General features: G+C 65.7%; 11 protein-coding genes and 2 pseudogenes. 3 read left to right on the plus strand and 10 right to left on the minus strand.

Annotation, left to right across the window (positions count from 1 at the left end):
- The 6 genes and pseudogenes from NS2_RS15155 to rpsF all read right to left on the minus strand — a co-directional run.
- A pseudogene (locus NS2_RS15155) lies at nucleotides 1-638 on the minus strand (LAGLIDADG family homing endonuclease); the annotation flags it as partial.
- Between the two features lie 45 nt (nucleotides 639-683).
- Complete coding sequence (gene dnaB / locus NS2_RS15160; protein WP_033088207.1) at nucleotides 684-3329, minus strand: replicative DNA helicase; 2646 nt, start codon at nucleotides 3327-3329, stop codon at nucleotides 684-686.
- Nucleotides 3330-3943: 614 nt separating this feature from the next.
- On the minus strand, nucleotides 3944-4399 hold the full coding sequence (gene rplI / locus NS2_RS15165) for a 50S ribosomal protein L9 (protein WP_033088208.1): 456 nt from the start codon (nucleotides 4397-4399) through the stop codon (nucleotides 3944-3946).
- Between the two features lie 17 nt (nucleotides 4400-4416).
- A complete protein-coding gene (gene rpsR, locus NS2_RS15170; RefSeq protein WP_033088209.1) occupies nucleotides 4417-4686 on the minus strand; it encodes a 30S ribosomal protein S18 in 270 nt (89 codons plus the stop codon).
- 62 nt (nucleotides 4687-4748) lie between these two features.
- Nucleotides 4749-5309 carry a single-stranded DNA-binding protein gene (locus tag NS2_RS15175; protein WP_033088210.1) on the minus strand — a complete coding sequence of 187 codons (561 nt, stop codon included), beginning with the start codon at nucleotides 5307-5309 and terminating at the stop codon, nucleotides 4749-4751.
- Between the two features lie 136 nt (nucleotides 5310-5445).
- Nucleotides 5446-5736, minus strand: a complete 291-nt coding sequence (rpsF, locus tag NS2_RS15180; protein WP_033088211.1) for a 30S ribosomal protein S6 — start codon at nucleotides 5734-5736, stop codon at nucleotides 5446-5448.
- A 233-nt stretch (nucleotides 5737-5969) separates the two neighbouring features.
- Between rpsF and NS2_RS15185 the strand changes: the two are divergent.
- Nucleotides 5970-7280, plus strand: a pseudogene (locus tag NS2_RS15185) (glycosyltransferase family 87 protein); the annotation flags it as partial.
- Between the two features lie 122 nt (nucleotides 7281-7402).
- Here NS2_RS15185 and NS2_RS15190 read toward each other — a convergent pair.
- Together NS2_RS15190 and NS2_RS15195 are read right to left on the minus strand one after the other, a co-directional pair.
- Nucleotides 7403-8239 (minus strand): RNA-guided endonuclease InsQ/TnpB family protein, encoded by an 837-nt coding sequence (locus tag NS2_RS15190; protein ID WP_228102979.1) that lies wholly within the window; start codon nucleotides 8237-8239, stop codon nucleotides 7403-7405.
- The gene (locus NS2_RS15195; protein ID WP_081985952.1) at nucleotides 8127-8834 is read right to left on the minus strand and encodes a helix-turn-helix domain-containing protein; all 708 of its coding nucleotides are present in this window, start codon (nucleotides 8832-8834) and stop codon (nucleotides 8127-8129) included. Before NS2_RS15195 ends, NS2_RS15190 begins: the two co-directional genes overlap by 113 nt.
- Before the next feature lie 99 nt (nucleotides 8835-8933).
- Between NS2_RS15195 and NS2_RS15200 the strand changes: the two genes are divergently transcribed.
- A complete protein-coding gene (locus NS2_RS15200) occupies nucleotides 8934-9896 on the plus strand; it encodes a DUF389 domain-containing protein (RefSeq protein WP_033088214.1) in 963 nt (320 codons plus the stop codon).
- Between the two features lie 20 nt (nucleotides 9897-9916).
- Here the strand turns inward: NS2_RS15200 and NS2_RS15205 are convergent, their stop codons facing one another.
- Together NS2_RS15205 and NS2_RS15210 are read right to left on the minus strand one after the other, a co-directional pair.
- Nucleotides 9917-11035 (minus strand): DUF475 domain-containing protein, encoded by a 1119-nt coding sequence (locus tag NS2_RS15205; protein WP_033088215.1) that lies wholly within the window; start codon nucleotides 11033-11035, stop codon nucleotides 9917-9919.
- 99 nt (nucleotides 11036-11134) lie between these two features.
- Nucleotides 11135-11710, minus strand: a complete 576-nt coding sequence (locus NS2_RS15210; RefSeq protein WP_033088216.1) for a TerD family protein — start codon at nucleotides 11708-11710, stop codon at nucleotides 11135-11137.
- 236 nt (nucleotides 11711-11946) lie between these two features.
- Between NS2_RS15210 and NS2_RS15215 the strand changes: the two genes are divergently transcribed.
- Complete coding sequence (locus NS2_RS15215) at nucleotides 11947-13146, plus strand: hypothetical protein (RefSeq protein ID WP_081985953.1); 1200 nt, start codon at nucleotides 11947-11949, stop codon at nucleotides 13144-13146.
- Nucleotide 13147: the final 1 nt, after the last annotated feature.

Genomic DNA, 13147 nt, shown 5'->3' on the forward strand with positions numbered 1-13147 from the left:
AGTACTAAGCCGTCCAGCCAGGCCGCGATCGGATTGCGTTTGCCGTGCGTGAGGTGGAACGGTGCGGGAAGGCGAAGGGTGGTCACGCGGGCCGGTGCATAGTCGTCACGTATCGCGGTGATGCCGATGGCCGCAGTCGTCACCGCGGCCAGATTCTCCTCGTCGACGCTCGCGTAGCGGATCGGTTGTCGCTGTACGCAGGAACCGTCACCGATCATGTGCGCCAGCATGACTATCTCGGCCTCTGGCATCGGAGTGGCGTTCAGAGTATGCGGGATCCAACGAGGTATCGCGATGCGGGTGTCGATCGCCAGTTCTTCCAACGGCTTCCAGCCGCCGACTGTCAGAAGTCTTGATCCGGTGGAGATCTTCAGGGACCTACCGGAAGCCAGGGATACCCGCCCGAGGTTGTCGACGCCAGAGGTTAACGCCGTTATGGGTCGGGGGATGAACCTCATCGTATGGTCGAGCGACCATACGAGTGGCCGCTCCCCGCTGTGCCGCAGTGTCTTCAGTGCTACCGCCGCACCGGTGTCGGCGCGTACTACGGATGTCGAATGGGCTAAACCACCCAGTCCGTCGTGGAAGTTGTTGGTGCACATATCGAACGGCTCGTTTTGAGCGTAGCTCGCCTGCACTCAACGACTGTATCTCGAATCTGTGTTCGAGATGCGCGAAACCGCCTATCCGCGGGCCATATCGACGAAGCGACTCAAATGCAGCTGGTGCGCAACGGTAATCGTTGCGGTTGGTCCGTTTCGGTGTTTTCCGAGAATCAAATCGGCTTCACCGCCACGAGGGTCATCCCGTTCAAAAGCATCGGGCCTATGTAACAAAATGACCATATCGGCATCTTGCTCCAAACTTCCCGATTCACGCAAATCGGACACCATCGGCCGCTTATCTGTTCGCTGCTCAGGACCACGGTTGAGCTGCGAAATTGCGATCACGGGGACCTCGAGCTCCTTGGCCATCAGCTTGAGGCTTCGAGAGAATTCCGAGACTTCCTGCTGGCGTGATTCGACCTTTTTGCCCGAGCTCATCAGCTGGAGGTAGTCCACCACGATGAGGCGGAGATCATGCCGCTGCTTGAGGCGTCGGGCCTTCGCGCGGATTTCCATCATGGTGAGGTTCGGCGAATCATCGACGAAGAGGGGGGCTTCGCTGATCTCGCTCATGCGGCGGGCCAGTTTGGTCCAGTCGTCGTCGCTCATGCGGCCGGAGCGCATGTCGCCGAGTTTGATTTTCGCCTCGGCGGATAGGAGGCGCATGACGATTTCGGTGCGGCTCATTTCGAGGGAGAAGATGACGCTGGCCATGCCGTGCTTGATGGAGCAGCTGCGCATGAAATCCATACCCAAGGTGGAGTTGTGGGTGGGGATCATGGCGCGACCGGCCAGGTAGAGGTGGTCGGAATTGTCCACCTCGACGCAGCGGACGGGGACGCTGGGGATCGGGCGGACGTCGACGATGAAGCGGGAACCGGAGCGGGCGGTGTTGGTCGCGCCACGGCGCTTCTTGTGCAGGAGTTCTTTTCGGCTGAGACCGAAGACCTCGTCCTCGGTGGCGAAGGTGAGAGTGTAGGCGGTCGAGGTTTCCTCGGTGCGGCCGCGAACTCGCCTGGTCGACAGCTGGACTCGATAGCCGAGGCTGACGATCAGCTCCTCGGTGTCTCGGGCCAGCTGCCGGTTGGTTACCGCGAATTCAACGGAGCCGCCATTGGTTACGGTGCCATCGGTGTCGAGGAGGCCTGCCAGCAGGGCGCGCCGCTGTGCCTCAGAGGCACGCAGATACTCGACGGGGATGTGCTTGCTGCCCAGCACACCCAAGGTGCGCAGCCTGGCCTGAACGGTACCGACCGCATTGCGGCAGGACTGGCACAGGCGCAACCCCATGGAGGGACCGCCGCACTGCGGGCAGGTCGGTGCGGGTACGGGTCCGGAGATGAAACGGGCCTTGCCGCCGCATGATCGACCGCAGGTTCGGACCTCGCTCGTGCAGGGAACGAACTCTGCGCCGCAGACGACACAATCGCGAGGCTCGATCGGCGCATCGTCGGGCAGCCGCAGGCTGTAGCGCAGTGGCGCGGACTCCGAGTGCGCCGCAACGATTCCCTCGTTCTCGATACGATGCACGATTTCGGGATCGGCGGTCGTCAACTGTGCGCAGGCGGAGCTGCCGTCGCCCAGCCACGCGCCCAATGTATAGGGAGGAACCAGCAATTCGCGCTCGGGCAGCTGGAGTGCCGAAGCGTTCGCCACGGAGTGATTGAGCCGTCGATCCGCAGTCGCGCAGCGCACTGTTTCCGCGATCTCGGCCGTTGTGCGAATCTCGGCGAAGGTCTTCTGATTCCGGTGCCGGTTGTATCCGATAGCGGCCTGCTGAGCAGATTTGCGGGAGGCCCGTGTCTCGGTGAGCCATTGGTGCTGTTCATCGGCGACGATCACGGTGCCGTCGGAGAATTCGACCTCGTAGCACGGCCGGTCGGACAGCACCTCGGTCGCGGCGACCAAACGGGTCGGGTGGCCGTGCGCATCCAGCAGGTGGTCGCCGACCTCGACCTCCCCCATGGTGGTCCAGCCTGTCGGGGTGGGCAGCGGCGTATCCAAGGCCAGTGCCTTGCCGACGCCGGGGCGGGCCGCGACGATGACCATTTGGCCTGGGTGGAGGCCGTTGGTGATTTCGTCTAGTTCGGTGAAACCGGTTGGTACGCCGAGGGAGATGCCGCCTCGGGAGGCGATGGAGTCGAGTTCGTCCATCGTCGGTTGGAGGATGTCGGTCAGGGGGGCGAAGTCTTCGGAGGAGCGGCGTTCGGTTACGTCGTAGAGCTCCGCCTGGGCTCGGTCTACGACCTCGGCGACATCCTGGCCGTCGGCACCCGCGTAGCCGTATTGGACGATCCGGGTGCCTGCTTCGACCAGGCGGCGGAGGACGGACTTTTCGGCGACGATTTCGGCGTAGTAGCCCGCGTTGGCGGCGGTGGGGACCGTTTGGGTCAGCGTCACCAGATACGGTGCGCCGCCGATGCGCTTGAGTTCGCCCTTGCGGTCGAGGGTGGCTGCCACGGTTACGGGGTCGGCGGGTTCGCCGCGGCCGTAGAGGTCGAGGATGGCGTCGTAGACGGCCTGGTGGGCGGGGCGGTAGAAGTCGCCGGGGCGGATTACTTCGACTACGTCGGCGATGGCGTCCTTGGACAGGAGCATGCCGCCGAGGACGGATTGTTCGGCGGCCATGTCGTGGGGTGGCTGGCGGCCGAAGTCCTCGCCGGGGGCGTCGGGGTAGTCGGAGGGTCCGTGATCGTCGTGGCCGCGATCGTCGATGACTGCCATCGGCTCGACCGTCCTCTCTCCTCGCGCCCGGAACGAGTTCATGACCGTTGTACGCCTGCGCACCGACATGTTCGGGCCGCCACGCGGAACCGGCGCGCCGAGTGACGAAGGCGCGGTGGCAAACCCGTGGTGGGGGTGCTGGGTACACGGAGTCGTGCCGTCCCGGGCTGTGGTCACGGCATCGAATGCGAACCTAGGCGACCGGGCGGCGACCCGCCAAACCGAGCTGTGCGCACACCTGTGGACAACGTGGGTATTGTTCACCAACCGTTGTGCACCCCCTGTGGAGAACTTGGGGACAACGGTCGGCGGGAGTAATCAATGCACTGGTAGTGGCCGAATTCTCACTGTGTGTAACTGTGGATCAATTCGGTGCGGCGTGTCGCTGGACGGTAACGTCCGGGCGTGTTGGGTGAACGGACGGCCACGTGATGTGACCTGTCACACAATGAGAATGGTTGGTTTACTGAGCAATCCACAACCTGGTCGAACGCCGCGGGTCACGCATGCCGACGCCTCGCACCGACAGCCCCGAAGACACAGCAGCCACCAACTGGCAAACAAGAAAAATCGGAGGCCACCCCCACCGGGGAGGTGACCTCCGACAAGCCGAATTACTCGGCGGCGTTGACCTGCAGGTCGACCTTGGCGACCACATCCGGGTGCAGGTGCACCACGACACCGTGCTTACCGGTGCTCTTGATGTGGGCCTTCGGCAGTTCGATGCTGCGCTTGTCGACGACCGGGCCACCGGCGGCCTTGATGGCCGAGGCGACATCGGCGGCGGTGACCGAACCGAAGAGCTTGCCGGTGCCCGCGGTCTTGACCGCGAGGGACACGCCGGACAGGCCCTCGAGGGCCTGCTTCAGCTCGTTGGCGTGGTCCAGGTCGCGCACGCGACGGGCGTCCTGCGCCCGGCGAATGCCCTCGACCTGCTTCTGCGCGCCCCGGGTGGCCACGATGGCCAGGCCGCGCGGCAGCAGGAAGTTACGGCCGTAGCCGTCCTTGACCTCCACGGTGTCGCCGGGCGCACCGAGGTTGTCGACATCAGCGGTGAGGATGAGCTTCATCTCTGTGCCTTCCCTTCTCAGCGAGCGGTGGACACGTAAGGCAGCAGGGCCACCTCACGCGAGTTCTTCACGGCGACAGCGATATCGCGCTGGTGCTGGACGCAGTTGCCGGTCACCCGGCGAGCGCGGATCTTGCCACGGTCGGACACGTACTTGCGCAGCAGCGCGGTGTCCTTGTAGTCGATCTTGGAACCGGCGGTGTTGTTCTTCTTGCCGGCCTTGTCTTCCTTGCAGAAGGTGCAAGCCTTCTTCTTCAGCACCTTTTCGCGTGCCGGTGCTTTGGCCATGGTCTTTCAACTCCAAAATTCTGGGAATCGGCCGTCGGGGCGATTCCGGGGAAAGCCGTTGTCTAGAACGGCGGTTCGTCGTCCATCGGCCCGCCCCCGAAGGAGCCGGCCGCGGGGGCACTGCCCCACGGGTCGTCGCCGGCGCTCTGGCCGCCACGACCCCCACCACTGTTGCCACCACCGGAAAAGCCGCCGCCGCCTTGCTGGCCGCCGCCGCCCTGTCCGCCGCCGCCGAAGCCGCCGCCACCACCGCCACGGGTGGTCTTGTTGACCTTCGCGGTCGCGTACCGCAGGGAGGGACCCACCTCGTCGACCTCGAGCTCGACCACGGTGCGCTTCTCACCCTCGCGGGTTTCGTAGGAGCGCTGCTTGAGTCGTCCGCTCACGATCACTCGCGAGCCACGGGTCAGGCTCTCGGCGACATTCTCCGCAGCTTCACGCCAGATGTTGCAGCGCAGGAAAAGCGCTTCGCCGTCTTTCCATTCATTGGTATTACGGTCGAACACACGGGGAGTCGACGCGACGGTGAAGTTCGCGACGGCCGCTCCCGCGGGCGTGAATCGAAGCTCGGGGTCAGCCGTCAGATTGCCGATGACGGTGATGACCGTGTCGCCTTGGGCCATGGTTCCTCCTGCTTTCCGGTGCAATCCGCAATGCGCTCGCCCGCGCGAGCCCGAGATCGGGCTCAGTGCACGGTTTGCCAGTCAGCCTAGAGATAGGCACCGACGATTTACGAGCGACGTTGCGGGAGGACTGGACTTACTTCTTGTCGGTACGCAGCACCTTGGTGCGCAGCACCGACTCGTTCAGGCCCAGCTGGCGATCGAGTTCACTCACGGTCGCGGACTCAGCGGTCAGGGTGACGACCGCGTAGATGCCCTCGGCCTGCTTGTTGATCTCGTAGGCGAGACGACGGCGGCCCCAGATGTCGACGTTGTCGACCTTGCCGCCCTCGGCACCGATGACACCGAGCATGGTGTTCAGATTCGGGCCGACGGTGCGCTCGTCCAGGCTCGGATCGAGAATGACCATCACTTCATAATGACGCACGGACCTCATCACCTCCTGTGGACTGTGAACGGCCCACGGACTGTCCGTGGGCAGGAGGGTTCGTTGCGTCAGCAACCCGACAAGGCTACATGAGCGGGTTTTGAGCAGCGAAATCGGGCCAGTCCACGAGTTGGGCGAGCGGACACGCCGAAGGCGGACCTAGGGTGGTCCCCATGTCGAACCGACCCGTCGTCAGCGAAACGGTTTCTCGCCGTCGCGATTCGGGCCGTTCGATGTTTTTTCGGCAGCGTGGAATCGCGTTGATCGCGACGCTGGTGTGTGGCGTCACATTGTTGATCGCCTATGTGAACAAGGCGCGGTGCGCGGGCGGGTCGATCGAGGAGTCCGGGCGCAGCGCGATCTTCGATGTCATCAAGGACTCGAATGTCTGCGATTCCGATATTCAGTACCTGTGGCTGGGCCGAGGCATCGATGAACACGTCTTTCCGTATATAACCGGCGGCATCACCCCCGACGGCCAGCTCACCGGCGGGGCGGTCGAATATCCGGTGCTGAGCGGCCTGCTCATGTGGATCGGCGGGCTCGGCGCGCACACCGACGCCGCCTTCCTGCTGCACTCGGCGCTGCTGCTGGCCCCATTCGCGCTGCTCACCGCCTACCTGCTGGCCCGCATGGCCGGACCGGCCGCGCTGCTGTGGGCCGCGAGCCCGCCGCTGGTGCTCTACGCCTTCCACAATTGGGAACTGCCGGTGGTCGCCACCGCGGTGGCCGCGTTCTATGTGATGACGGTGCTGACCAAGTACTCACTGCGGGATCGGGCGATCGCGGCGGCGGTATTCCTGGCGATCGGCTTCTGTTTCAAGCTGTATCCCGGAATCTTCGTGCTGCCGTTGCTGATCTACGTGCTGGTCGGTGAACAACCCTTGCGGGAGAAGCGATTCGACGTGCGCGGCGCGCTCATGGTCGCGGCCACCGCGATCGGCACGGTGGTGGCCATCAATCTGCCGTTCGCGCTGGCCGGTTACGACGGCTGGCGGGCCTCGATCACCTTCCAGCAGCTGCGTCAGGCCGATATCACCACCAATTCCATTTGGTACTGGGGCTTGGGGCCGCTGTTCGCCAATACCCGCAGTGGCAATCAGTCCTTCCAGGACCTGGTGTCGGTGGCCTCGCCGCTGTTGATCCTGGTGTCCTTCGCGGTGGCCTGCTGCCTGGGCTGGCGGCGCTGTCAACTGGCCGGTGTCTATCCGTGGATCGGCGTCAGCGGCGCCATGCTGTGTGGATTCCTGTTGTTCCACAAGGTGCATTCGCCGCAGTACACGCTGTGGCTGATCCCGTTCCTGGTGCTGCTGGAAGTGCCGTGGAGCCTGGTCGTCACCTACCTGATGGCCGACGCGTGCATCGGCATCGGCGTCTTCCGCTACTTCTATGCCCTGGGCGCGGGCCACAACGCGGAGGTGGAGCAGAACCTGGTGCAGGTCGGCGTGTGGGGCCGCGCCGTGCTGCTGGCGGTGTTCTTCTTCCTGTTCGTCAATGCCCGGGCGCGGTCACTGACCGGGCTCGGTGTTGCGGGCCCGGAAAGCCTTGCTCTTGGCCCGGTTTCCGCAGACCGCCATATCGCACCACCGACGCGAACCGCCGCGTGACAGCGTGCCAGTGACGTTGTTCGGTCGTCCGGCACCGCCCTTCTCGGGCGTTCGTCGGTTCACGCCACGGCTGTGGTGTGAACGTCGGTTCCCGCGTCGTCCGGGCTGGTTTCACCGGCACCCACAGGGTGTCGGTCAGCGCCTTCCCGTCGGCGGGCATTGGTGACCCGGCCTCCTGCTTGGGGGTCCGGGGATCGAGGAGAGTCTTCACATCGGAGCATCGGCCAGACCGCGACGTCGACCGCCGCATTGTGGTCACGGTCGGCACGAAACCCGCACCCGCAGAAGAACACCCGATCCGACAAGGTCAGCTCCGGGTTCACCTGTCCGCAGGTCGAGCAGCGTCTGCTCGACGGGTGCCAGCGGTCGGCGGTGACGACGGTGCCGCCGCGCCACTGTTGTTTGTAGCGCAGTATTCGGGCAAACTCGGCCCATCCGGCGTCGCCGATCGCGCGCGCAAGACAGTGGTTACCGAGCAGGCCCACTACGTTCAAGTCCTCGAGAACGAGCCGGTCGTGGGTTTTGACCAGCATGTTGGTGACCTGATGCAGGAAGTGGCGGCGAATATTGGCGACACGGCAATGATGCCGCGCCAGCCGTGCGGCGGCCTGCTGACGGTTGCGGGATCCTTTCTTCTTGCGGGACAACGATTTCGCCAGCCGTCGTTGTCGGCGCAGCCCGGTCGCGAGGGGTTTGGGCGGGTGGTCGATGCGGGCTACCTCGATGCCGTCGGCGGCGACCAGGAAATTCGACAGCCCGCGGTCGACACCTGCCCAGCCCGTGTCATCGTCGGCCGCACGCGGTGGGTGCTGCAAAACCGGGTGAAGGTCGGTGGCCTCGACGGTCACACTGAGCTGCCAACGACCCACTCGGAACGACACTGTGGCGTACAGGATTTTGGCGCGCCCGTTGGCGAGCATGCGCCGCAGACGACGAGTGTCCTCCCGTACCCGGATCGTCCCTGTTCCGGGGTAGAGTCACCGATCGGGGAATTCCGTTGTCGCCGACACGGATAGCTGCGCGACCGGCTTTGGATGTTCTGTTGCGCAGCCGGAACGCCGGGGTGGTCGAGTTCTTCTTCTTGAATCGGGGAAAGCCGACTTTCTTGCCTTTGCGGTTGCCGGTGCGGGAGTCCGAGAAGGCAGTCAGGGCGCGCCCGCAGTCGACGGCGGCCTCGTCGAACGCCTGTTGGCACACCTCATCGCGCCAGGCCAGACCGGTCACCTCGATCTCGGCGACTCCGGCCGGGTCGACGGCGATCACTCGGCCGGCGGCCTCGGTCTCCTTCCACGTGTTGAAGGCGTCGATCAGACTGAACCCGGTCCACGGCACCTGCTGATCGGGATCGGTTTCACGTTGGGTGAGAGCGGTTTTGACGAAGTCCAGGGACTTGTTGAACGCAAACCGGGCCGCGTCGGCATGGCGGGCGAGCGCCTGCTGCTGCTCGACGGTGGGGTCAAGGCAGTAGCGGAAGGTGGTGTGGCGGCTCATCACCGGCGAGTGTGATACAGGCCACCGACAACAATCGCCTCTCCGGCCGTTGCGCGTTTCCAACGCCCTGCCCGTCCCCGCACCCGGCAGACTGTCCGCATGCTGCACCTGCGGATTCTCTCCCCCACCGCGAAGACCGACGAGATCCTCGAGGTCTTGCACGCCGATGACGCGGTGACCGGACTGGTCGCCATCCGCGGTGCGGCCCTGCGCCCGCCGGGCGATCTGATCACCGCGCAGATCGCCCGCGAGGCCGCCAACGACCTGATCTGCAAGCTCCGCGAGATGCGAGTGCACCAGGAGGGCAGCATCGAGCTCGAGCAGGTGGGAACCTGGCTGTCGCGCAGCGGATTCGAGGCCGAGGTGCGCACCCCGGGCAGCAGCGCCGACGCGGTGGTGTGGGCGGAGGTGGCACAGCGGTCCTATGAGGAGACCGAGCTGAACTGGGCCTATCTCAGCTTCCTCACCCTGGCCACCGCCATCGCCTCCATCGCCATCGTCACCGATTCGCAGATCCTGACCGTCGGCGCCATGGTGCTGGGACCGGAATTCGGATCCATTGCCGCCCTGGGCGTGGCGCTGGTCCGGCGGCGATTCGTGCTGCTGCGACTGGCCTTGCGCACCTTGGTGCTCGGCTTCGTCGCGGCCATCGGCATCACCGTGCTGCTGGCGCTCATCGCCCGGGCGCTGGGCTGGATCACCATGGCCCAGGTGACCGGTCCCCGTCCGGCCACCCAATTCATCTACACGGCCGACAAATGGTCGTTCATCGTGGCCGTGATCGCGGGAGCGGCGGGCGTGCTGTCGATTACGTCGGCGAAATCGGTTGGCCTGGCCGGTGTTTTCATCTCGGTGACCACGGTGCCCGCCGCGGGCAATATCGCACTGGGCATCGCGATCGCCGACGGCGCGACCGTCTGGGGCAGCACCGCCCAGCTGCTGATCAACCTGGTCGGCATGGCGCTGGCGGGCTGGGGCACCCTCGCGCTACAGCAGGTCATCTGGACCCGGGTGTCGGTGCGGCGGGCGCGGCACATGGCCATCCCCCGCCGCATGCTCTGATCAACCGACGGTGCCGGAAATCAGCCGACGGTGGAGGACTTCTCCAGCTCCGGGGATTCGTCCTCGGTTTCCGCGTCGCCCTCGCGCCGGTTGCGAATCACGCTGGTGACGAACGCCGCTCCGATGAACGCCACCCCGACCAGGCCGCTGATCACCTCGTTCACGTGCACGCCGATGGTGATGAGCAGGATGACCGCCAGCGCGCCGATGGCCCAGAACGCGCCGTGCTCGAGGTACACGTACTCCGAGAGCGTGCCCTTGCGCACCAGGTACACCGTGATGGACCGGACGAACATGGCGCCGATCAGGCCCAGGCCCAAGGCGATCAGGATCGGGTCGGAGGTGATGGCGAACGCGCCGATGACGCCGTCGAAGGAGAACGAGGCGTCGAGCACCTCGAGGTACAGGAACAGGAAGAACGCGGCCTTGCCGGTCGCCTTCACGATGCCCGAGGGTCCGGCCGCCGCCTGTTCCTCGGCGTGTTCCTCGGCATGGAACAGTGACCCCAGCCCGTCGACCAGGATGTAGGTCATCACGCCGAGGATGCCCGCCAGCAGCACGGTCGCGCGATCATCGTCGGCGGCAATGAATTCCGCGGCGATCACGATGCCGGCCAGGGTGAGCACCACCGCGAGCATGTCCAGCTTGCCCAGCCGCGCCAGCGGCCGTTCCAGCCAGCCCAGCCAGGTGACCTCGTGCTCCTCGAGAATGAAGTTGAAGAACAGCAGCAGCAGGAACGCGCCGCCGAAGGCCGCGATCTGCGGGTGCGCGTCGGTGAGCAGCTTCTCGTAGGAGGGGCTGCCGTCGGCGAAGGTGAGCGCGCCGTCCGCGGGCGGGTTCATGGCCAGGTCGAAGGCGCGAACGGGGCTGAGCCCGGCGGTGATCCACACGATGGCCAGCGGGAACACCAGGCGCATACCGAAAACGGCGATGACGACGCCGACGGTCAGGAAGATGCGCTGCCAGAACTCGCTCATCCGCTGCAGGATGCTGGCATTGATGACCGCGTTGTCGAAGGACAGTGACACCTCGAGGATGCCGAGGATGGCGCACAGCGCCAGCGCGGTCGGGCCGCCGTAGACCAGCGCCGCGAACAGCGCCAGGACGGTGACGACGATGGAGAGGCCGAATATTCGCACCGTGGTGGGCCTTTCGTGTGGCGGGTCTGGTTACGGGCGGGTGGACATGCGAAGAGGGCTCGTGCGACCGAGCCCTCTTCGTGTCGCTGATTGTTCGAATCAGACGTTGACGCCGAAGTCGCGGGCGATGCCCGCGAGACCGGACGCGTAACCCTGACCGACGGCGCGGAACTTCCACTCACCATTGTTGCGGTAGAGCTCGCCGAACACCATGGCGGTTTCGGTAGAGGCGTCCTCGGACAGGTCGTAGCGTGCCAGCTCGGCACCGTTGGCGCGGTCCACCACGCGGATGTAGGCATTGCGGACCTGGCCGAAGCTCTGGCCGCGGGAGTCCGCGTCGTAGATCGAGACCGGGAAGAAGATGGACTCGATGGCCGGCGGGGTGTTGGCCAGGTCGATATTGATGACCTCGTCGTCGCCCTCGCCCTCACCGGTGAGGTTGTCGCCGGTGTGCACGATGGTGCCCTCGGGGGACTGCAGGTTGTTGAAGAAGACGAAGTGCTTGTCGGACAGCGCCTTCTTGTCGGCGCCGGTGGCGATGGCGCTGGCGTCGAGGTCGAAGTCGGTGCCGGTGGTGGTCCGAATGTCCCAGCCGAGGCCGACGGCCACCTGGGTCAGGTTCGGAGCCTGCTTGGTCAGTGAAACGTTACCGCCCTTGGACAAACTGACACCCATGGTGGGAATCCTTCCGTTGTAAAGCGTTTGGTGCGTCTCTTGCTTAACGGCGTGTTCGGTGTGACGGTTCCGCCGTTTTCAAACAGTAATGGTTTCCCCAAGTCTTGGACAGCTCGAGGTCAACCTGGCTGCACAGTGTCGACTGCCGGAGGGCAGTCGGGAACTGTCATACGACAGATTTGCACGAACGCTCGCCCTTGTCGCCACGTTGGCGCGGGTCTTTTACGATCGGGGGCGTGGCAGGCCGTCGACGCGGATTCTTCCGGGCGCCCCGGAACAACGAATGGGTACAACAGGCCAGGCAAGTTCTGACGACCGCCTTCCTCGATATGGACCAGCGTCAGAGCATTGCCGAGGCCGCCGTCGCCGCGTCGGCGGCCCTGTTCCCCGACCGCGGCATGGCCGCGCGCTGGGAAGCGGTGCGGGCCCGCTGCTACGCCGCCTCCGGGGCCTACCTCGCCCTCAACGACCGGCTGGACCAGGTCGAACGCGACGAGGCCACGGTCACCCAGCCCGAGATCGACACCGTGATCCGCGGCCTCGCCGACGCCGCGCGCGGGGTGGACGAATTCTACCGCGGCAATCAGGCCCACCTCGAGCACGCGGTCGCGGTCCAGGGCGCGGTGCCGCAACTGGTCGCGCAGGTGCGCGGGCAGGCGGCGCGGCTGCGGCAGGCCGCCGACGCCTCCCCGTACGCCGGCTACCCCTCGATCCGGCAATGCGCGGCCGCCGTGGATGAGGGACTGCTCACACTCGAGGCGGCCGTCGCCGCCGGCGCGGGCGGCGCCACCCGCGATGCCGCGACCCGGCTCGATACCCTCACCAGGAAGTTGTCCACCGCCCTGGAAGCCGCACCTGCGAAACAGCATTCGGCCGCCACCGCCGTCACCTCCGCGGCCACCCGGCTCGACGCCGCCCGCAACCGGCTGGAGCGCATCGCGCCGGCCATGTCGGCGCTGCTGCGCGAGTTCGCCGCTGCATCATCGAGCGATTTGGCGAACAATGAGCGGCAAGCCCGGGAAGCGGTCGACGACGCCGCCGCGGATCTGTCCCGCGCCCGGACCGCCCTTGCCGACCACGACCCGGAGGAAGCGCTCGACCTGACCACCACCGCCCGCGCCCGCCTCGCCACCGCCGAGGAACGCGCCGAGGCCGTCACCGATCGGCTCGCCCTGCTGCGGCAGGTGCGCGAGCAGCCCGCCGAGCGCGCCAAGGCCGTGCGCTTCAAACTGCGCGACGCCCAGATGCTGGCCGTCAACAAGGGCGTGGTCCCGCAATGGGGATCGGTGCTCGACGCCCAGGCCGAGCGCCTGGACCGGGCCGGTGCGGGCCTGACCGGCCGCCATCCCGACTACTGGGCCTACGTGTCCGAACTCGACGCCATCTCCGCGTTCGTCGCCGGAGTGGTCGACCGCATGCGAAATACCGAGAGATAGA

It is taken from the genome of Nocardia seriolae NBRC 15557 (assembly GCF_007990715.1).
In the GTDB taxonomy this organism is placed as follows: Bacteria; Actinomycetota; Actinomycetes; order Mycobacteriales; family Mycobacteriaceae; genus Nocardia; species Nocardia seriolae.

What these genes read in the sequence shown, in the direction of transcription:
- dnaB (WP_033088207.1), bottom strand. Translation starts at nt 3,329, where the DNA reads ATGGCAGTCATCGACGATCGCGGCCACGACGATCACGGACCCTCCGAC.
- rplI (WP_033088208.1), bottom strand. Translation starts at nt 4,399, where the DNA reads ATGAAGCTCATCCTCACCGCTGATGTCGACAACCTCGGTGCGCCCGGC.
- rpsR (WP_033088209.1), bottom strand. Translation starts at nt 4,686, where the DNA reads ATGGCCAAAGCACCGGCACGCGAAAAGGTGCTGAAGAAGAAGGCTTGC.
- NS2_RS15175 (WP_033088210.1), bottom strand. Translation starts at nt 5,309, where the DNA reads ATGGCCCAAGGCGACACGGTCATCACCGTCATCGGCAATCTGACGGCT.
- NS2_RS15195 (WP_081985952.1), bottom strand. Translation starts at nt 8,834, where the DNA reads ATGAGCCGCCACACCACCTTCCGCTACTGCCTTGACCCCACCGTCGAG.
- NS2_RS15200 (WP_033088214.1), top strand. Translation starts at nt 8,934, where the DNA reads ATGCTGCACCTGCGGATTCTCTCCCCCACCGCGAAGACCGACGAGATC.
- NS2_RS15210 (WP_033088216.1), bottom strand. Translation starts at nt 11,710, where the DNA reads ATGGGTGTCAGTTTGTCCAAGGGCGGTAACGTTTCACTGACCAAGCAG.